The sequence below is a fragment of the Pseudomonas reactans genome (assembly GCF_013385825.1).
In the GTDB taxonomy this organism is placed as follows: Bacteria; Pseudomonadota; Gammaproteobacteria; order Pseudomonadales; family Pseudomonadaceae; genus Aquipseudomonas; species Aquipseudomonas reactans.
The window spans coordinates 35,632-53,510 of sequence record NZ_JACAPG010000013.1 but is presented as its reverse complement, the minus strand read 5'-3'; the positions used below and the strand labels follow the sequence as shown (position 1 = coordinate 53,510).

Annotated in this window: 20 protein-coding genes; 12 read left to right on the top strand and 8 right to left on the bottom strand. The window is 59.5% G+C overall.

What is annotated here, in order from left to right:
* The first annotated feature begins 104 nt into the window (after positions 1-104).
* The 6 genes from yfiR to HX868_RS16460 all read left to right on the top strand — a co-directional run bounded on the left by yfiR (position 105) and on the right by HX868_RS16460 (position 5,163).
* Entirely contained in the window at positions 105-680 is a 576-nt protein-coding gene (gene yfiR, locus HX868_RS16485) for a regulatory sequestration protein YfiR (protein ID WP_177003590.1), read from the top strand.
* A complete protein-coding gene (gene dgcN, locus HX868_RS16480) occupies positions 677-1,939 on the top strand; it encodes a diguanylate cyclase DgcN/YfiN (RefSeq protein ID WP_177003589.1) in 1,263 nt (420 codons plus the stop codon). The genes yfiR and dgcN overlap by 4 nt, the downstream gene beginning before the upstream one ends.
* 4 nt (positions 1,940-1,943) lie before the next feature.
* Positions 1,944-2,435: an outer membrane lipoprotein YfiB gene (gene yfiB / locus HX868_RS16475; protein WP_177003588.1), complete on the top strand. Its 492-nt coding sequence runs from the start codon at positions 1,944-1,946 to the stop codon at positions 2,433-2,435.
* A 506-nt stretch (positions 2,436-2,941) separates the two neighbouring features.
* Positions 2,942-3,274 carry a hypothetical protein gene (locus HX868_RS16470; protein WP_177003587.1) on the top strand — a complete coding sequence of 111 codons (333 nt, stop codon included), beginning with the start codon at positions 2,942-2,944 and terminating at the stop codon, positions 3,272-3,274.
* Between the two features lie 93 nt (positions 3,275-3,367).
* Positions 3,368-4,216 carry an EamA family transporter gene (locus HX868_RS16465; protein ID WP_177003586.1) on the top strand — a complete coding sequence of 283 codons (849 nt, stop codon included), beginning with the start codon at positions 3,368-3,370 and terminating at the stop codon, positions 4,214-4,216.
* Entirely contained in the window at positions 4,216-5,163 is a 948-nt protein-coding gene (locus tag HX868_RS16460; RefSeq protein WP_177003585.1) for a LysR substrate-binding domain-containing protein, read from the top strand. The genes HX868_RS16465 and HX868_RS16460 overlap by 1 nt, the downstream gene beginning before the upstream one ends.
* Positions 5,164-5,208: 45 nt before the next feature.
* Here the strand turns inward: HX868_RS16460 and HX868_RS16455 are convergent, their stop codons facing one another.
* Both HX868_RS16455 and HX868_RS16450 read right to left on the bottom strand, forming a co-directional pair.
* Positions 5,209-5,499: a DUF3077 domain-containing protein gene (locus tag HX868_RS16455; protein ID WP_016974888.1), complete on the bottom strand. Its 291-nt coding sequence runs from the start codon at positions 5,497-5,499 to the stop codon at positions 5,209-5,211.
* Between the two features lie 330 nt (positions 5,500-5,829).
* A complete protein-coding gene (locus HX868_RS16450) occupies positions 5,830-6,777 on the bottom strand; it encodes a LysR family transcriptional regulator (protein ID WP_028617937.1) in 948 nt (315 codons plus the stop codon).
* A gap of 129 nt (positions 6,778-6,906) precedes the next feature.
* Between HX868_RS16450 and HX868_RS16445 the strand changes: the two genes are divergently transcribed.
* Together HX868_RS16445 and mmsB are read left to right on the top strand one after the other, a co-directional pair.
* Complete coding sequence (locus HX868_RS16445) at positions 6,907-8,424, top strand: CoA-acylating methylmalonate-semialdehyde dehydrogenase (protein ID WP_177003584.1); 1,518 nt, start codon at positions 6,907-6,909, stop codon at positions 8,422-8,424.
* A gap of 15 nt (positions 8,425-8,439) precedes the next feature.
* Complete coding sequence (mmsB, locus tag HX868_RS16440) at positions 8,440-9,327, top strand: 3-hydroxyisobutyrate dehydrogenase (RefSeq protein ID WP_177003583.1); 888 nt, start codon at positions 8,440-8,442, stop codon at positions 9,325-9,327.
* A gap of 47 nt (positions 9,328-9,374) precedes the next feature.
* Here mmsB and HX868_RS16435 read toward each other — a convergent pair whose 3' ends face one another.
* Positions 9,375-10,085, bottom strand: coding sequence for an SIR2 family NAD-dependent protein deacylase (locus tag HX868_RS16435; protein WP_177003582.1), 711 nt, complete (start codon positions 10,083-10,085; stop codon positions 9,375-9,377).
* Between the two features lie 153 nt (positions 10,086-10,238).
* On the opposite strand from HX868_RS16435, the gene HX868_RS16430 reads away from it, so the two are divergent.
* Together HX868_RS16430 and HX868_RS16425 are read left to right on the top strand one after the other, a co-directional pair.
* Positions 10,239-10,775, top strand: coding sequence for an N-acetyltransferase (locus tag HX868_RS16430; protein WP_177003581.1), 537 nt, complete (start codon positions 10,239-10,241; stop codon positions 10,773-10,775).
* A gap of 39 nt (positions 10,776-10,814) precedes the next feature.
* Positions 10,815-10,985, top strand: coding sequence for a hypothetical protein (locus tag HX868_RS16425; RefSeq protein WP_177003580.1), 171 nt, complete (start codon positions 10,815-10,817; stop codon positions 10,983-10,985).
* A 64-nt stretch (positions 10,986-11,049) separates the two neighbouring features.
* On the opposite strand, the gene HX868_RS16420 is transcribed toward HX868_RS16425, so the two are convergent.
* Positions 11,050-11,394, bottom strand: a complete 345-nt coding sequence (locus tag HX868_RS16420; RefSeq protein WP_177003579.1) for a cupin domain-containing protein — start codon at positions 11,392-11,394, stop codon at positions 11,050-11,052.
* 318 nt (positions 11,395-11,712) lie between these two features.
* Here HX868_RS16420 and kynB point away from each other — a divergent pair, with 318 nt between their 5' ends.
* Together kynB and kynA are read left to right on the top strand one after the other, a co-directional pair.
* Positions 11,713-12,363: an arylformamidase gene (gene kynB, locus HX868_RS16415; protein ID WP_177003578.1), complete on the top strand. Its 651-nt coding sequence runs from the start codon at positions 11,713-11,715 to the stop codon at positions 12,361-12,363.
* On the top strand, positions 12,360-13,217 hold the full coding sequence (gene kynA / locus HX868_RS16410; protein ID WP_122725634.1) for a tryptophan 2,3-dioxygenase: 858 nt from the start codon (positions 12,360-12,362) through the stop codon (positions 13,215-13,217). Before kynB ends, kynA begins: the two co-directional genes overlap by 4 nt.
* 137 nt (positions 13,218-13,354) lie before the next feature.
* Here the strand turns inward: kynA and HX868_RS16405 are convergent, their stop codons facing one another.
* From HX868_RS16405 to antA, 4 genes are all read right to left on the bottom strand, one after another.
* A complete protein-coding gene (locus HX868_RS16405) occupies positions 13,355-14,752 on the bottom strand; it encodes an amino acid permease (protein ID WP_177003577.1) in 1,398 nt (465 codons plus the stop codon).
* Positions 14,753-14,823: 71 nt separating this feature from the next.
* Positions 14,824-15,831, bottom strand: coding sequence for an anthranilate 1,2-dioxygenase electron transfer component AntC (antC, locus tag HX868_RS16400; protein ID WP_177003576.1), 1,008 nt, complete (start codon positions 15,829-15,831; stop codon positions 14,824-14,826).
* A gap of 148 nt (positions 15,832-15,979) precedes the next feature.
* Positions 15,980-16,471: an anthranilate 1,2-dioxygenase small subunit gene (gene antB, locus HX868_RS16395; RefSeq protein ID WP_177003575.1), complete on the bottom strand. Its 492-nt coding sequence runs from the start codon at positions 16,469-16,471 to the stop codon at positions 15,980-15,982.
* Positions 16,471-17,862 carry an anthranilate 1,2-dioxygenase large subunit gene (gene antA / locus HX868_RS16390; RefSeq protein ID WP_177003574.1) on the bottom strand — a complete coding sequence of 464 codons (1,392 nt, stop codon included), beginning with the start codon at positions 17,860-17,862 and terminating at the stop codon, positions 16,471-16,473. The genes antB and antA overlap by 1 nt, the downstream gene beginning before the upstream one ends.
* Positions 17,863-17,879 lie beyond the last annotated feature (17 nt).

Below are 17,879 nucleotides of genomic sequence, written 5' to 3'. Positions count from 1 at the left end.
TCTGGAAAAATAGCGCCCCCTGCGAAGACCTACTCTTCGCGGGGTTTTCCGCCGCTGTGCTATCGTTGCGGCATCATCTAAAAAACACCTGAGAGAATCGCTGCATGAACGTGGCTGTCTCGCCCACAGAGCGCAGTTTGAGCTGGAGACGCCTGCTGCTGGTGGCGGTCCTGTGCGTGTTCGCGCCATACACCTTCGCCCAGGCGCCCGACCCTGCGGGCCTTGCCGCCCAGCGTGCCCAGGCAGTGACGCAAGTGGTACTCGGTATCCTCAGTTATGCGCGCTGGCCGGTAGAACCTGCGCAATTGCGCCTGTGCATCGTCGGCCCGACCCAATACACCGACGACCTGATCAAAGGCACCACACAAGCCACCGGCCGTCCGGTAGTGGTGCAGCGCCTGCTGGCCAGCCATCCCGATATCGTCAATGCGTGCGACGCGGTGTATATCGGCAAGCTCAGTGCTGATGAGCGCAGCCAACTGTTCACGTCGTTGATCGGCCATCCGGTATTGAGTATCAGCGAAGGCGGCGACCAATGCACCGTGGGCAGTCTGTTCTGCCTGCGCGTGAGCGATGAGCAGGTGTCGTTTGAGGTCAACCTCGACTCCGTCGCCCGCAGCGGCGTGCGCATTCACCCGAGCGTGTTGCAGTTGTCCCGCCGCCGAGCGCCTGCCTCATGACAGCCGTCAAAGCGCGGCCGACCCTGCGTTCCGTCATTGGCCGGGGGCACATGATCCTGGCGCTGGTGGCGGTGACGCTGGCAAGTGTTTCCCTGACCCTGCTTGGCGTACTGGCACTGCGGGTCTATGCCGAGCACAACCTGCACCTGATCGCCCGCTCTATCAACTACACCGTGGAAGCGGCGGTGGTGTTCAACGACAGCGCGGCGGCCACTGAAGCCCTCAGCCTGATCGCCTCCACCGAAGAAGTGGCTGAGGCCGAAGTCTTCGATGCCAATGGCAAGCTGCTGGCGAAGTGGGTACGCCCGGAAACCGGCATGCTCTCCCGGGTCGAGTTGGAGTTGGCGCACACCCTGCTCGAACAACCCATCAGCCAGCCGATCCTGCATCAAGGCAAAGCCATTGGCAGCATTCATCTCACCGGCCATGGCGGTAGCCTGCTGCGCTTCCTGCTCAGCGGCCTGGCCGGGATCCTCATCTGCACCGCGCTTAGCGCGTGGATTGCCCTACACCTGGCGCGACGCCTGTTGCGCGGCATTACCGGCCCGCTGCAAAGCCTTGCCGCCGTGGCCCACGCCGCCCGCAGCGAGCGCGACTTCGACCGCCGCGTGCCGCCGGCGCGTATCGCCGAACTCGACAGCCTGGGCAGTGACTTCAATGCCTTGCTTGGCGAAATGGAAGCCTGGCAAAGCCACCTGCAAAGCGAGAACGAATCCCTCGCCCACCAGGCCAACCACGACAGCCTGACCGGCCTGCCCAATCGTGCGTTCTTCGAAGGCCGTTTGATCCGCGCCCTGCGCAGCGCAGCCAAGGCCAAGGAACAGGTGGCGGTGCTGTACCTCGATAGTGACCGTTTCAAAGAGATCAACGACAGCTTTGGCCACGCCGCCGGCGACGCCGTCCTCGTCGCCGTCGCCGAGCGCGTGCGTGCGCAATTGCGTGAAGACGACCTGGTGGCGCGCCTGGGCGGCGATGAGTTCGCCATCCTGCTGGCACCGTTGCACAAGGCGCAAGACGCCGAGCGTATTGCCGAAAAGATCATCGCCAGCATGGACCTGCCCATCCCCGTGCCCGGCAACACCCAGGTATTGACCTCCCTCAGTATCGGCATTGCGATCTACCCCGATCATGGCGCCACCCCTGGCACCTTGCTCAACGCCGCCGACGCGGCGATGTACCAGGCCAAGCGTTTATCCTCGGGCGGCCAGCAAACGGCGGAGTCGGATAACCCCGTCGTCAACGTTCAACACAGGAGTTGACCCCTTGTTCACGACCGCACGTTTCATGTTTATCACCCTGCTGGTAGCGCTGCTCGCCCTCGGCGGCTGCCAGACGCCGCCCCCCAAAGGCCTGACCCCGGCGCAAGTGGCCGTCCTCAAGCAGCAAGGCTTCGAACTGACCGACGAAGGCTGGGCATTCGGCCTGTCCGGCAAAGTGCTGTTCGGCAGCGACGTCGAGACCCTCAACCAACCCAGCACCGACATCGTCCAGCGCATCGGCAAGGCCTTGCTGAGCGTCGGCATCGAACGCGTGCGCGTCGACGGCCACACCGATGCGTCGGGCAAGGAAACCTACAACCAGCAACTGTCCCTGCGCCGCGCAAAAAGCGTGGCGGCGGTGTTGACCGGTGTGGGCATGAAGGAAGAGAACATCCAGCTGCGCGGGCTGGGTAGCAGCGAGCCGGTGGCGCCGAACACCACGGTGGCGGGGCGCACGGAGAATCGTCGGGTGTCGATTGTGGTGATGTCTGACTGATCCCGCCCCGCGCCAATCACAATTTGAAACCCAATCAATTGTAGGAGCCGGCTTGCCGGCGATAGCGGTGTCTCAGTACCGGATGTACTGACTGACACACAGCCATCGCCGGCAAGCCAGCTCCCACACTTATTTGTGAAAGGCCTGAATTTTGCGGCTTACCCAGTTCAACTGTGGGAGCAGGCTTGCTCGCGAATGCGGTCATTCAGTTAAGAATCTATTGCCTTACCCACCGCCATCGAAGGCAGGCCCCCACATCTGAACGGTGTCCGCTTAACGGTCCGGCGTGCATATCTAGGGTGGCTTCCATGGTGAGTTTCTTGAGGCAAAACTGCTGGGGTTGAGGTGTGTTCATGACCAGCCGCCTGCATAAGCTATCAATTTTTTGACTCTAGGAAAGGTCTGGCATGACGAATCTTGATGGCTAGGCTGATGAGGTTTCGCTTTTTTGCATCTGTTGGGCTTAGTTAAATAGCCGCTCTAACTAACAGCCGTAAAGGATTGCGATGAACATCAATGTCAGTGTCGTTGGCCAAGAGGCATCTAAAATCAAGCGTTCAACAACTCTGCTTGATGAGTTGGCAGGCGCGCAAACTGGCCTGCCGGGAAAGCAGAAAGTGTCGATCAGTAATCCCGAGGTATTGGCGCTGATTTATTCCGGTGCTGATGTAACAGTGGATTCTTCGATGTTCTCCGCGTTGCAACGTGATAGTCAGGCAATAGCCGCTCGGGATTCGAAGAGCCAAGTTACGTTCCGCAATGCAATGGTGGTTGATCAGCTCGAACGACTAGCTCTCTCGAAAAAAGCCCCCCGAGCAGTGCATTTCGATTTTTCTTGAGCGTTATCTCCGTATTGAGATGTACAAGGTTTCAGACGCGGCTTGCCAACCACTTCATTTCTCCCTGTCTCCAAAAGAACAAAGCCGAGCCCCATGGACAACTCCGATATCGCGATCACGCTGGTCTTGATCTCTGCCTTCATGCACGCCACCTGGAACGCTGTCGTCCGCGCCGGCAGCAGTCGCTTCATGACCTTGGCGATGGTGGATGGCACCGCGCTGGTGATATGCCTGTTGGCGTTGCCGTTTGTCAGCGTGCCGAGCCTGGAGGTGTGGGGCTACATCCTCGTCTCCGTGGGACTCAATACGGTCTATCGGCTATTTCTGATCAAAGCCTATGAAACGGGAGATTTCGGGCAGGTGTACCCGGTGATGCGTGGGATACCGCCGGTACTGGTCGCGTTGTTTTCCTACTTTCTGTTGCATGAGCAGTTGTCACGCGAGGCGCTGGCGGGTGTGGTGTTGATTTGTGTGGGCATCATCAGCCTGACATTTGTGCGCAGGATGACGGCGCAGATGCTCAAGCCGATCCTGATGGCGGTGTGTGCCGGGGCGTTTATTGCGGCTTACACGGTGGTGGACGCCAAAGGCGTGAGAGCCAGCGAAACGGTGTTGCAATACATCATCTACCTGACGGTATTCCAGAGCATTCCGATCCCGGTGCTGGCGTTTTCCAGGGAGCGTTTGGCCTTGATGCGTGCGATACGTGGGCATTGGCGAGTCGGCCTGTTGGGCGGTGTTTTTTACCTGGCGTCTTACGGATTGGTGTTGTTTGCGTTGTCGCTGGACGCGGTGGCCAAGGTCTCAGCGCTGCGGGAAACCAGTGTTATTATCGGCGCCATTATTGCCGCGCTGTTCTTTCACGAACGGTTCGGTTGGCGACGGATGCTGTCGGCATTCGTCATTGTTTGCGGGATCATCTTGATCAAAGTGAGCTCCTGATGGCCCAGCGTCCGCCTCCCACTCCAATGCTTCAAGCGTTCGTCAGCGCTGCGCAAACCGGTAGCTTTGCGCGTGCGGCGTCGCAGCTTAACCTCACTGCCAGTGCCATCAGCCATCAAATTGCAGGCCTGGAGGAGTGGTGGGGCGTGCAGTTGTTTGAGCGGCATTCGCGCGGCGTCAAGCTGACGGCCGCAGGGCAGGCTTTGTTGCCGGTCACCGACGGATTTTTCAAGGCGCTGGATGGGGTCTTGCATTCACTTAACCCCGCAAAATCCCGACCGCTGTACCTCTCATGCACGTCCTCGCTCTGCTCGACATGGCTGATCCCCAGGATGCACGGCTCTCACACTGAGGCCTCATTCAACCTTGATCTGGTGTTGACCAGTGCTGACATCAACCGCACTAGTCTGGAAGCGCATCAATACGATGTCGCGGTGGTGATGGGGTATGGCGATTACCCGGATCATCATGTTGAACTGCTGATGCGTGACGCGGTGTTCCCTGTTTGCTCGCCGGAATTTCTACGGTTGAAGGGGGATATCGCGCCGGGGGATGTGGCCCAATACCCGCTGATTCATCGGGTGGACGATCAGGTATGTCCGGGGTGGGAAAGCTGGTTTGCGTTTCAGGGCCTGCCGACGCCGCCTTATCACCATGGGCCTCGATTTCCGGATTCGAGCCTGGCGATCAGTCTGGCGGTAAAGGGCACAGGGATTGCGCTGGGCAGGACTGCGTTGGTGTATGACCAATTGGAAAACGGTGCATTGGTTGCGTTGAAAAGCCCCGTGATGATGTCCCCAGCGGCCTACTACATCATTTGTCGAAATGGGCGGCAGTCAGAGCCGGATATTGCGCGTCTGATTGAATGGCTCAAGACCCGTGCGGGTGAGTTCCTGCGCGAAGTTCGGGCTCGGTATCCACAAATAGCCGGGACCACCGCCGTTTAAATGTTGGGAGGAGCAGGGCTCCTCCCGCATTCGAACGGTGTTCGCTTAACGGCCCGGTGTCATCGCTTGCGTCAGGTCATCGACCACGGCTTTGCCCATCTCACACAGGTAATGCGCGGCCCACGCGTATTGCTCGCCGCGTACATCCATGGCGGCTTCCATCGCGAGTTTCTTGGAGTAGAAAAGCAGGGTTGAGGCGTGCTCTAACGCTTCCTCAATGGGCATGCCGGCGTTGACGCGGAATAGGGGTTTTTCGTTTTCGCCGTAGTCCCCGAAGGCGACGACGCCGAGGGTGGTGATGGAAGAAAGCGGTGGGTCGGAAACAATTTTGGTCATGATGATTGCTCTGTATTGGAGTAGAGCCGCCACATCACATCGCTAAACATGAAGAGGGTGGCAGCTGTGTGCAGGTTAGCGATCCGGGCCAGAGCGCATCCCGGGTAGACTCGAAAGTCTCCCGCACACAGCCGCCATAAAACGCTAAAAGCTGACGGACGCCAGCTGATACTGTTGGGGCAGTGTCACGCTTGAAACCCGGATCGCTAAACCCGGTCGCTGATGTGCAGCGACCCCAGGAGGCTAGTGACCCAAACGGTAAGGCGCAATGGGGTAGAGAGTCTCTAGGAAACGTCCTGCAAATTAAAGCGAATCATCGTTGATGGCCCTTTAATCCGCGAACCTGATCTCTCGCGTCTCCCCCATCAACAACCCCTGATTCTGCTCCGTCACTTCCCTGATGTAGTCCCACAACAACGTAATCCGCTTCAACTTCCTCAAGTCCTCCCGGCAGTACATCCAGAACTGGCGAGTGATGGAAATCTGCTCCCCCAACACTGGCAACAACCGTGGATCCTGCGCCGCCAAAAAACACGGCAATATCGCCATCGACCGCCCTTGCTGCGCCGCCACGTACTGCGCAATCACGCTGGTGCTGCGCAAACTGGCGCTGGCGCCGGGCACCACATTCGCCAGGTACAACAACTCCGAGCTGAACGCCAAATCATCCACATAACTGATAAACGGATGCTCGGCCAAGTCCGCCGGTTTGCGGATCGGCGGGTGTTGGTCGAGGTATTCCTGGGTCGCGTACAGCTGCAATTTGTAGTCGCACAATTTGCAGCACACATACGGCCCATGTTCCGGCCGTTCCAGGGCGATGACGATGTCGGCTTCGCGCTTGGACAGGCTGATGAAGTGGGGCAGGGGCAGGATGTCCACCGAGATGGCCGGGTAGGTGTCGACGAAGTGGCTCAATTGCGGGGTGACGAAGAAGCTGCCGAACCCTTCGGTGCAGCCCATGCGCACATGCCCCGACAGCGCCACGCCGGAGCCGGAGACTTGCTCGCAGGCCATGTGCAGGGTGCTTTCGATGGACTCGGCGTAGCCCAGCAAGCGCTGGCCTTCGGTGGTGAGGACGAAGCCGTTGGTCCGGGATTTTTCGAACAGCAGGGTGCCGAGGGACACTTCCAGTGAACTGATGCGCCGCGACACGGTAGTGTAGTCCACCGCCAGGCGCTTGGCGGCCACGCTGGCCTTGCGGGTGCGGGCCACTTCGAGGAAAAACTTCAGGTCATCCCAGTTCAGGGAGCCCAGCGACGTGATGTTTTTTTGCATATTGGTCCGGCTTTTATGTGCGTTCTTATTAGAGATTTGCACATCTATACTCCAAAAACAGTCCGAACGCCTCATTTCCCAAGGCGGTTACGCGCCTTGTCTCTGCATAACTATAAGATTGGAGACCACATGAACGCATCTGCCGATATTTCCGTGCAACAGGTCAGGTTGCTGATCAACGGCGAGTGGGTCGAGTCCAAGACCACCGAGTGGCAAGACATCGTCAACCCGGCCACCCAAGAGGTGCTGGCCAAAGTCCCGTTCGCCACCGCCGATGAAGTCAACGCTGCCATCGACGCTGCCCACCGCGCCTTCCAGACCTGGAAGCTGACGCCGATCGGCGCACGCATGCGCATCATGCTCAAGCTGCAAGCCTTGATCCGCGAACATTCCAAGCGCATTGCCGTGGTGCTCAGCAACGAGCAGGGCAAGACCATTGCCGATGCCGAAGGCGATATTTTCCGGGGCCTGGAAGTGGTGGAACACGCCTGCTCCATCGGCACCCTGCAAATGGGCGAGTTCGCTGAAAACGTTGCGGGTGGCGTCGACACTTACACCCTGCGCCAGCCAATCGGCGTGTGCGCCGGTATCACCCCGTTCAACTTCCCGGCGATGATTCCGCTGTGGATGTTCCCGATGGCGATTGCTTGCGGTAACACCTTCGTCCTTAAACCGTCCGAGCAGGACCCGTTGTCGACGATGCTGCTGGTAGAGCTGGCGCTGGAAGCTGGCGTGCCGGCTGGCGTGCTCAACGTGGTGCACGGCGGCAAGGATGTGGTGGATGCGCTGTGCACCCATAAAGACATCAAGGCCGTGTCCTTCGTGGGTTCGACCGCCGTGGGCACTCACGTCTACGACTTGGCCGGCAAACACGGCAAGCGTGTGCAGTCGATGATGGGCGCCAAGAACCACGCCGTGGTGCTGCCGGATGCCAACCGCGAACACACCCTCAATGCCCTGGTCGGCGCCGGTTTCGGTGCGGCGGGTCAGCGTTGCATGGCGACTTCGGTGGTGGTGCTGGTGGGTGCGTCCAAGCAATGGCTGCCGGACCTGAAAGCGCTGGCGCAAAAGCTCAAGGTCAACGCCGGCAGCGAAGCCGGTACCGATGTGGGCCCGGTGATTTCCAAGCGCGCCAAGGCACGTATCCTGGAACTCATCGAGAGCGGCGTAAAAGAAGGCGCCAAGCTGGAGTTGGACGGCCGCGACATCAAGGTGCCGGGCTTCGAGCAAGGCAACTTTGTCGGCCCGACCCTGTTCTCGGGCGTGACCACCGATATGCAAATCTACACCCAGGAAATCTTCGGCCCGGTGCTGGTGGTGCTGGAAGTGGCGACCCTCGATGAGGCCATCGCCCTGGTCAACGCCAACCCGTTCGGTAACGGCACCGGCCTGTTCACCCAGAGCGGCGCGGCGGCGCGTAAGTTCCAGAGCGAAATCGACGTGGGCCAGGTCGGCATCAACATCCCGATCCCGGTACCGGTCCCATTCTTCAGCTTCACCGGCTCCCGTGGTTCCAAGCTCGGCGACCTGGGCCCGTATGGCAAGCAAGTGGTGCAGTTCTACACCCAGACCAAGACCGTCACCAGCCGCTGGTTCGACGACGACACGGTCAACGATGGCGTCAACACCACCATCAACCTGCGCTGATTCCGGGAGACGACCATGAAGATTGCATTTATCGGCCTGGGCAACATGGGCGCACCCATGGCCCGCAACCTGATCAAGGCCGGCCATGCGCTGAACCTGTTTGACCTGAACCAGACAGTGCTCAAGGAACTGGCCGAACTGGGGGGCACAATCAGTGATTCACCGCGTGATGCGGCCACGGGCGCTGAACTGGTGATCACCATGCTACCGGCGGCGGCGCATGTGCGCAGCGTGTGGCTGAATGAAGACGGTGTACTGGCCGGCATCGGCCAAGGCGTACCGGCGGTGGATTGCAGCACCATCGACCCGCAGACCATCCGCGACGTAGCGGCTGCGGCGGCCAAGCAAGGTGTGGCCGTGGCCGATGCCCCCGTCTCCGGCGGCACCGGCGGCGCCGCAGCCGGGACGCTGACCTTCATGGTCGGCGCCACCCCGGAACTGTTCGCCACCCTGCAACCGGTGCTGGCACAGATGGGCCGCAACATCGTGCACTGCGGTGAGGTCGGCACTGGGCAAATCGCCAAGATCTGCAACAACCTACTGCTGGGGATCAGCATGGTCGGCGTCAGCGAGGCCATGGCGCTGGGTGATGCATTGGGTATCGACATGCAAGTGCTGGCGGGGATCATCAACAGCTCCACCGGGCGATGCTGGAGCTCCGACACCTACAACCCATGGCCGGGCGTGATTGAAACGGCACCGTCGTCCCGGGGTTACACCGGTGGGTTTGGTACCGACCTGATGCTCAAGGATTTGGGCTTGGCTACCGAAGCCGCGCGTCAGGCCAAACAACCCGTGATCCTGGGTGCGGTGGCCCAGCAGTTGTATCAATCGATGAGCCAGCGTGGGGAAGGGGGCAAGGACTTCTCGGCGATCATCAACAGCTATCGCAAGCCCAAATAGGGGCGTTTTCCGGGAGCCGGCTTTGGGTGGCTCCCGGTTTTTTGCAATTAGCGAGCCTTTTGACCTTTCAGCCAGCATCCCACCACATAAGGCACCAGGCTTGATGCCTTTCCTCGCATGAATTCGTAGCCGTAGGGCTTACGCGAAACGGCCAATCCAATCAGGACCTTTTCGGCAGAATGCCTGGCTTTTGTAACCAGTCCTGCGGCCGGCTGAGTGGTCAGTGATGTGCCCACGACCAGCACTTTCTCTGCGTTTTTAAAGTGCTGTAGCGCCTTCTCGATATTCGGCACATTTTCGCCATACCAGACGATATGGGGGCGTAATTGGCTGCCTTTTTCACAGGTGTCGCCCATCAAGATCGGCTTATCGTCGATCTTGTAAATCAGTTGCTCGTCGACCGTGCTTTGCGCCAGGTTGATTTGACCATGCAGATGCAGAACGCACGTGGACCCTGCGCGCTCGTGCAGATCGTCGACGTTTTGCGTGATCACCACGACGTCAAACTGCTGCTCCAACTCCGCTAGGGCGCGGTGCGCCGCATTGGGCTGTGCAGTCCACGCCTTATGCCGCAACGCGTTATAGAACGCCAGCACGTCTGCGGGGTGCCTATGCCATGCCTCGGGCGTAGCGACGTCTTCGACGCGATGGTCCATCCACAGTCCGGTCTCGTCGTTGAACGTGTCCAGGCCACTTTCGGCACTGATGCCGGAGCCGGTGAAGATGACGATTTTTTGCCTGTCGAATTCAGCCGTCATGGGGAGGGCTCCATTGCTCGTGACGAATACGCCTGAAAAATCTTGAATTCATCGTCGGCCCAAGGCTACACCCGATCTTGCTACCGTTTGCGCCCTTTCGCTGTTAACGCGACTTTCTGATCTTTCCACAACCCTCATAAGAATCTGATCGTAATGGCACGTCGATACTCGAACTCCCTCAAGTACCTGATCTTCCAGTCTCAATCGAGGAAGGCGGCGCTGGCTTCATTCATCGAACAGTGGACAGCGTTGGGTCACCAGTGGCTCGACGCTTCGAAAGTTCGCTTCGATGTGATTGATGGTCGGGCCGTAGAGGCGTGTTACCTCTGGGGAGGTGACGCTCAATTTCCCTGGGAGGATGTTCCCGCCTGGAGGGCCTTGGACGCCAAAGGGTTTGATCTGTCGATCTGGCACGATGAGCAACTGTGTGGCCTTTGTTATGCAACGCCTCGTGACAGTAAGGTCACGATCAAGATTGTGCTTCTCGAAGGTAACTCAGATAACGAACATCCTTTGAAAGGCTTGATCGCAGCGCTTGCTCTCGGCGCCATCGACGCATACGCGCGCGTCATCGGCTGCTCTCGTATCGAAATTCAGGAGCCACGACCGGACGTCGTACAGACGTATGAGCGACTTGGCTTTAGCTATGACGAAAAGCGGCGTCTTGTGATTTCAGTTGAGCACACCTAGTATGGGCCGCATATACAAGGCTTACAGAGGCTTGGTTTGATGAAAATTACTACCCAGAAAACAAAAGCGAAATTGGTTGAGAAGTTTTGCGCCGAAGCTAAAAAGCTTGGTGGAGCGACGTCTGCCAATCAAAAAAGGTTTTTCAGCGTTGCTATTGAACACGGCAAGACCATGGAGCCGGCAGGGCCCTTGGCTGGCCTGAGCCGCTAAGCCGCACAGAAAAAAACCGCCGTTCAGGGCGGTTTTTTATTTGCGAGCGTGGGTGGTCACTAGCTCACGCAAACACAAAATACTTACGCACTGTCTCCACCACTTCCCACGTCCCCTTCATCCCCGGTTCCACCACAAAGATATCCCCAGCCCGCAAGTGAATCGGCGCCAACCCCTCGGGCGTGATGATGCAGTAGCCTTCCTGGAAGTGGCAGTATTCCCACTTCACGTAGTCCACGTACCACTTGCCCGGGGTGCAGATCCAGGTGCCCATGATCTTGCTGCCGTCTTCGCTGGTGTAGGCGTTGAGGTTGACGGTGTGCGGGTCGCCTTCGAGTTTTTCCCATTTGCAGGCGTCCAGGACCGGCAGGGGTTGGGTGTCGCGCAGTACGGTGATGGGCTTGGACATGATGTCTCCAGGGCAGGGAATGGAAAGATCCACCCTAAGGCCTCGGGCGTTGTGTCAGTGGTCTGAACTCGACATCGGGATGCTCAGAAGCGCAGGTCCTGCGCAAGACAAGACCCTGTAGGAGCCGGCTTGCCGGCGATAGCGCCCGTCGGAACGCCATCGCCGGCAAGCCGGCTCCTACATTTGGAATATCCAGTCACGAATTCTGTATTTCTTCGCAGTAAGTGCGAAAGATTTCCTGCTTCACGCCAGAATTCGCAAGAAAATTCGCAGCCGGCCCTCGTATCATTCACCCCAGTAACCGCCGAGAGCCTTCAAATGAACCCAATAAAAACGTGGTGGGATATCAGCCCGCCCTTGAGTACGGCGACCCCGACCTGGCCGGGGGATACGCCGTTCCAGGAAGAGCGCGTGTGGCAGTTTGGCCCGGAGTGTCCGGTGAATGTCGGGCGTATCACCTTGTCTCCGCACACCGGCGCCCATGTGGACGCGCCGCTGCATTACAGCGCGGACGGCGCGCCGATTGGCGAGGTGTCGCTGGATGTGTACATGGGCCCATGCCGGGTGCTGCATTGCCTGGACAGCGGCGCGCTGGTGCAGCCGCATCAGTTGGAAGGCCGTGTGGATAACTTGCCCGAGCGCGTGTTGCTGCGCACTTATCCACAAGCGCCGCTGACTGAGTGGGATTCGAATTTCACCGCCATCGCCCCGCAGACCATCGAACTGCTAGCCAGCCTGGGTGTGCGCTTGATCGGCATCGATACGCCATCCCTGGACCCGCAGCAGTCCAAGACCATGGATTCCCATAACGCCGTGGCCCGTCATGGCATGGCGATTCTCGAAGGCATCGTGCTCGATGACGTACCGGAGGGCGACTATGAATTGATCGCCCTGCCGCTGCGGTTTGCCAACCTCGACGCGAGCCCGGTCCGCGCCATTCTCCGCCCGCTCAAGGAGCCCACGCGATGAGCCAATGTCCCTTCTCTGCTGACTACCAGCCGCCCGAAGAATGGCATAACGCCGAACTGAATTTTTCCGAGTCCATGAGCTACGGCGATTACCTGGACCTGGGCAAAGTCCTCAGCGCTCAGCACCCGCTGTCGCCGGACCACAACGAAATGCTCTTCATCATCCAGCACCAGACGTCCGAGCTGTGGATGAAACTGATGCTCCACGAACTCAAGGCCGCCCGTGAACACGTACGCCTGGGCGAGCTGCCGCCGGCGTTCAAGATGCTGGCGCGGGTGTCGCGGATCTTCGATCAACTGGTGCACGCCTGGGCGGTGCTGGCGACGATGACGCCGTCGGAGTACAAGTCGATCCGCCCGTTCCTGGGGCAGTCGTCGGGGTTCCAGTCGTTCCAGTACCGTGAGATCGAATTTATCCTCGGCAACAAAAGCGCGGCGCTGTTGCGGCCCCACGCCCATCGGCCGGAGCTGTTGAACGAGTTGAAAGTGGCGATTGCCACGCCGTCGCTGTACGACGAAGCGATCAACCTGATGATCAAGGCCGGCCTGGCGATTGATCCGAAACGCGCCGAGCGCGACCCGACGGCGGCGACGGTTCACGATGAGTCGGTGGAGGCGGCGTGGCGTGAGGTGTATCGCGATCCGAGCCGGTATTGGGATTTGTATCAGTTGGCCGAAAAGTTTATCGACCTGGAGGACTCGTTCCGTCAGTGGCGCTTCCGCCATGTGACCACGGTCGAGCGGATCATCGGCTTCCAGCCGGGAACCGGTGGCACGGAAGGGGTGGGGTATTTGCGCAAGATGCTCGACACCGTGCTGTTCCCCGAGTTGTGGCGAGTGCGCTCAACGCTGTAAGCAAAAAGCCCCGGAATTCCGGGGCTTTTTATTGGCTGAAACACGCCTTTTGTAGGAGCCCGGTTTGCCGGCGATGGCGTCCTCAAAATTACCGCAAGGCTTGAGGCCTATCGCCGGCAAGCCGGCTCCTACAGGTTTTATGCGGTCACGGCTTTTGCGTTTCTCATTCGCAACCGGTAGGCAATGTAGATAATCCCCACCCACACCGGCATCGCATACACCGACTCACTGATCCCCGGAATCGCCAGCATCACGCTGATGATCATCACCATGAACGCCAGGCACAGGTAATTGCTGAACGGGAACCAGAAGGTCTTGAACGACGGCGTCAGGCCTTGTTCGCCCATGGCTTTGCGGAACTTGATGTGGGTGATGCTGATCAGCGCCCAGTTGATCATCAGCGAGGCAACTACCAGCGCGAACAGCAGTTCCAGCGCGCTCTGCGGTGCCACGTAGTTGACCACCACGCACAGCATCGTCACCAGCGCCGAAATCGCCAGGGCGCGGATCGGTACGCCTTGCTTGTTCAGCTTCATCAGCGATTTCGGTGCATCACCTTGCTCGGCCAGGCCGAACAGCATGCGGCTGTTGCAGTACACGCCGCTGTTGTACACCGACAACGCCGCGGTCAGCACCACGAAGTTGAGGATGTGGGCGGCGGTGTCGTTGCCGATCAGCGAGAAGATCTGCACGAACGGGCTACCACTGTAGGCATCGCCCGAGGCGCCGAGGGTTTGCAGCAGTTGGTCCCACGGGTACAGCGACAGCAGCACGGTCAGGGCGCCGACGTAGAAAATCAGGATCCGGTAGACCACCTGGTTGATCGCTTTCGGGATCACTTTACGCGGCTCGCTGGCTTCGGCGGCAGTGATGCCCACCAGCTCCAGGCCCCCGAACGAGAACATGATGAACGCCATGGACATCAACAGCCCCATGCCGCCATTCGGGAAGAACCCGCCGTGGCTCCACAGGTTGCTGACTGAGGCTTGTGGGCCGCCGGTGCCGCTGAACAACAGGTAGCAGCCGAGCACGATCATGCCGACAATCGCCACCACCTTGATGATCGCGAACCAGAACTCGGCCTCACCAAAGAACTTCACGTTCAGGGTGTTGATCAGGTTCACCGCGACGAAGAACACCAGCGCGCTGACCCAGGTCGGAATCTCCGGCCACCAGAACTGGATGTACTTGCCCACCGCCGTCAGTTCGGCCATGCCCACCAGCACGTAGAGCACCCAGTAGTTCCAGCCCGCCAGGAAGCCTGCGTAACCGCCCCAGTATTTGTGCGCGAAGTGGCTGAAGGAGCCGGCCACCGGCTCTTCGACGATCATCTCGCCGAGCTGGCGCATGATCAGGAACGCGATAAAACCCGCAATCGCGTAACCCAGGATCATCGACGGTCCCGCCGACTTGAGCACCCCGGCCGAGCCGAGGAACAACCCCGTGCCGATCGCCCCTCCCAAGGCGATCAGCTGAATGTGCCGGTTTTTCAGGCCACGCTTTAGGCCTACCGGGTTAACCATGTCATCCGCCATTAACATTCCCTTCTACTTGTTTTTCTTGAGGGTGAGTGCGCGCCGCATCAGCCCCTCAGAACTGCTGAGGGTCAGATATTACTCTGCGTAAACTTTTCGTAATACAGCTGAACGCCATCAAGTGCCTGATCCGCCAGCCATTGCTGGATGGATTCGACCATTGGAGGGGGGCCGCACAGGTACATATCCGCCGAACTGTCCCGCAATTCGGCCAGGTCAAAATGCTCGGTGAGGTAGCCGCGCTTGCCGGGCCAATCGTCGGAGGGGGCGCTGAGGACTTCGGTGTAGCGAAAGCCTGCGATTTTTGCAGCGTAACCCTGGATACGCGCCGCTTCGCACAAGTCTTCGGCACCGCGCACGCCGTAATACAGGTGTACCGGTTGGTCGCAACCATTGGCCGCCAGTTCATCGAGCATGCCCAGCAAGGCCGATAACCCAGTGCCACCCGCCACCAGTACCAATGGTTGGGTGGCGTGGCGCAGGTAAAAGGCGCCGAGGGGCGCTTCCATCACCAGTTCATCGCCCACCTGGCAGCGTTCGCGCAGATAGTTGCTCATCACCCCATCGGGCAACAGGCGCACCAAAAATTGCAGGTGATTGCCCGGCAGGTTGGCGAAAGAGTACGAGCGCCAACTGTCCGTGCCAGGCACCAATAGGCGCGCATATTGGCCCGGCAGGAAGTCCAGCGCCTGATCCAACTGCACCTGCAGGATCGCCGTGCTGGCCGACACCTGTTCCACCGCGCTTACGCTGCCCTTGAGCTGAACCGGCCCCGGCGCGTTGCACAGGCTCGAATCAAAGTCGAAATAGAACGTCGCGTCGGACTTTACCCGTGTCTGGCAACTGAGCATCTTGCGCTGTTGCAGGTCGAGGCTGGACAGGGCTTCTTCGTCTACATAGTCCTGGCTGTAATCGCCGGACTCGCAACGGCCCTGGCACGTGCCGCACACACCTTCACGGCAATCCAGCGGGATCTTGATGCCGTTGCGCAGCGCGGCGTCCAACAGGATTTCATGGGCGCCCACCGGGAAAAACAGGGTTTTGCCGTCGGCAAAACTGAAGGCTACTTTGTGATTCATTCGCGAAACTCCACGCATGTATTGCTGGCGCATAACTTGTGGCGAGGGAGCTTGCTCCCGCTGGAGTGCGCAGCGCTCCCAAGATTTTGGGGCCGCTACGCAGCCCAGCGGGAGCAAGCTCCCTCGCCACAGGGTGTGATGTGCTGGGTCAAAGGTGATAGAAGTCCAGCACCGAGTTGATGGTGTCGTTGAGCAGCAGCGCGTGCTTGCGGGTGATCAACCAACTGTCGCCATTCGGCTTGAGGCTGTACGTTGCATGCCCGTAAAACTGCTCCGACATGGCCAGTCGATAGAACAAGGTGTGCCAGTTCAAACGCACCTCCAGCGTGCCGTCCACCTGCTCGGCAATGCGCACGTTATTGATCAGGTGCAGGGTGCGCGGCATCGGTGTCGCCGACGCGGCTTTGCCGGTGCGCAAACGGAACACACGGTCTTCCAGGCCCGAGCGGTTGGCGTAGTAGATCAACGACATCTCGCGCTTGGGATCACGGGTGTACACGTGTTCCGAGTCCCATTGCGGCAGGTGGAACTCACTCTGCGGGTCGAACAATTGCACATAGGCGTCCCAATCCTGGGCGTCGCACAGCTCGGATTTGCGGTAGAAGAACTGCTCGATCTGGTACTGCAGTTGCGCATTCATCACTTCACCTCCCGCAATGTCAGCGCTTGGTTGTCCAGGCCCTTGAGCAGGAACTGCTGCCAGTTGCGATGCTGGTTCACGTAGAGGCCTTCATGGGTGAATTCGGTGCCGGTCATGGCCGGTTGGATGCCGATGGCTTCGCTGTTGGGCGTGGGGCCGGTTTCCCAGCGATGGCTGCCGCGTGAGATGTCGCTCCAGCGTTCCAGGCGGCCCTGGAAACCGCGCTGGGCCTCGCGGAATTCCACCAGGTCATCCGGCGTGCCCATGCCCGACACGTTGAAAAAGTCCTCGAACTGACGAATACGGTTTTCGCGATCCGCGTCGGATTCGCCCTTCACGCCCAGGCACTGGCTGATGATCTCGGTCTTGTTCCACGCCACCGGGCGGATGATGCGCAGCTGCGAGCTGATCTGGTCGAGGAAGAACAGGCTCGGGTAGATATTCAGGTTGCGCAGGCGGTGCATCATCCACTCGGCCTTTGGCTGGCCGTGTTCTTCCACCAGGCGCGGCATGATGGTGGCGTAGCCGGAGCGCACGCTGGGGTTGGGCATGTCGCTGAACAACACACTGTGGCCGTTGTTGAAGGCAAACCAGCCGTCGTCGGTGTTCGCATCCCCCGCGCCAAGTTTGCTGTAGTCCAAGGTGGAGCCTGCGCCCGTGCCATTCTCGGTGTTCACTTGCTGGCGATGCTGCACCGTGGCCACGTAGTTGTAGTGCACGGTGCTGACGTGATAGCCGTCCAGGCCGTTCTCGTTTTGCAGCTTCCAGTTGCCGTCGTAGGTGTAGGCGGATTTGCCCGGCAATACCTCCAACTCACCGGTAGCAGACTGGGCGACCATCATGTCGAAGAACACTTTGGCGTCGCCCAGGAAGTCTTCCAGGCTGTCGGTGCCCGACACATCCAGGCTGATGAACACAAAGCCTTTGTAGCTCTCGATGCGTGCCTTTTTCAGCCCGCGCGTCGCCTTGTCGAAACCCTCCGGGTATTCCCCCGGCGCCTTGACCTTCACCAGCCGGCCATCGCTCTTGTAGCACCAGGCATGGAACGGGCAAGTGAAGGTGGACTGGTTGCCCTTGCCAACCCGCGTCAAAGTGGTGCCGCGATGCTGGCAGGCATTGATCAGCGCGTTGAGTCGGCCTTCGCCGTCGCGGGTGATGATCATCGGCTGGCGCCCGGCGCGCATCGTCACGAAGTCGTGATTATTCGCCAGTTCGCTTTCGTGGCAGGCGTAGATCCAGTTCTTTTCGAAGATCAGTTCCATCTCCAGATCGAACAGCTCCGGCTCGGTGAACATGTCGCGGGCGATGCGGAACACTTCATCCGCCGGGCGAAAATCCAGACAACCTTCGATAAATGTTTTCCACTGCTCAACGCTTCTTGCACCACTCATGGGAGGCACCTATTTGG

Excerpts from the sequence above, each read along its gene's own strand:
- yfiR (WP_177003590.1), top strand. The coding sequence starts at position 105 with ATGAACGTGGCTGTCTCGCCCACAGAGCGCAGTTTGAGCTGGAGACGC.
- dgcN (WP_177003589.1), top strand. The coding sequence starts at position 677 with ATGACAGCCGTCAAAGCGCGGCCGACCCTGCGTTCCGTCATTGGCCGG.
- HX868_RS16470 (WP_177003587.1), top strand. The coding sequence starts at position 2,942 with ATGAACATCAATGTCAGTGTCGTTGGCCAAGAGGCATCTAAAATCAAG.
- HX868_RS16465 (WP_177003586.1), top strand. The coding sequence starts at position 3,368 with ATGGACAACTCCGATATCGCGATCACGCTGGTCTTGATCTCTGCCTTC.
- HX868_RS16460 (WP_177003585.1), top strand. The coding sequence starts at position 4,216 with ATGGCCCAGCGTCCGCCTCCCACTCCAATGCTTCAAGCGTTCGTCAGC.
- HX868_RS16455 (WP_016974888.1), bottom strand. The coding sequence starts at position 5,499 with ATGACCAAAATTGTTTCCGACCCACCGCTTTCTTCCATCACCACCCTC.
- HX868_RS16450 (WP_028617937.1), bottom strand. The coding sequence starts at position 6,777 with ATGCAAAAAAACATCACGTCGCTGGGCTCCCTGAACTGGGATGACCTG.
- HX868_RS16445 (WP_177003584.1), top strand. The coding sequence starts at position 6,907 with ATGAACGCATCTGCCGATATTTCCGTGCAACAGGTCAGGTTGCTGATC.
- mmsB (WP_177003583.1), top strand. The coding sequence starts at position 8,440 with ATGAAGATTGCATTTATCGGCCTGGGCAACATGGGCGCACCCATGGCC.
- HX868_RS16435 (WP_177003582.1), bottom strand. The coding sequence starts at position 10,085 with ATGACGGCTGAATTCGACAGGCAAAAAATCGTCATCTTCACCGGCTCC.
- HX868_RS16430 (WP_177003581.1), top strand. The coding sequence starts at position 10,239 with ATGGCACGTCGATACTCGAACTCCCTCAAGTACCTGATCTTCCAGTCT.
- HX868_RS16425 (WP_177003580.1), top strand. The coding sequence starts at position 10,815 with ATGAAAATTACTACCCAGAAAACAAAAGCGAAATTGGTTGAGAAGTTT.
- HX868_RS16420 (WP_177003579.1), bottom strand. The coding sequence starts at position 11,394 with ATGTCCAAGCCCATCACCGTACTGCGCGACACCCAACCCCTGCCGGTC.
- kynB (WP_177003578.1), top strand. The coding sequence starts at position 11,713 with ATGAACCCAATAAAAACGTGGTGGGATATCAGCCCGCCCTTGAGTACG.
- kynA (WP_122725634.1), top strand. The coding sequence starts at position 12,360 with ATGAGCCAATGTCCCTTCTCTGCTGACTACCAGCCGCCCGAAGAATGG.
- HX868_RS16405 (WP_177003577.1), bottom strand. The coding sequence starts at position 14,752 with ATGGCGGATGACATGGTTAACCCGGTAGGCCTAAAGCGTGGCCTGAAA.
- antC (WP_177003576.1), bottom strand. The coding sequence starts at position 15,831 with ATGAATCACAAAGTAGCCTTCAGTTTTGCCGACGGCAAAACCCTGTTT.
- antB (WP_177003575.1), bottom strand. The coding sequence starts at position 16,471 with ATGAATGCGCAACTGCAGTACCAGATCGAGCAGTTCTTCTACCGCAAA.
- antA (WP_177003574.1), bottom strand. The coding sequence starts at position 17,862 with ATGAGTGGTGCAAGAAGCGTTGAGCAGTGGAAAACATTTATCGAAGGT.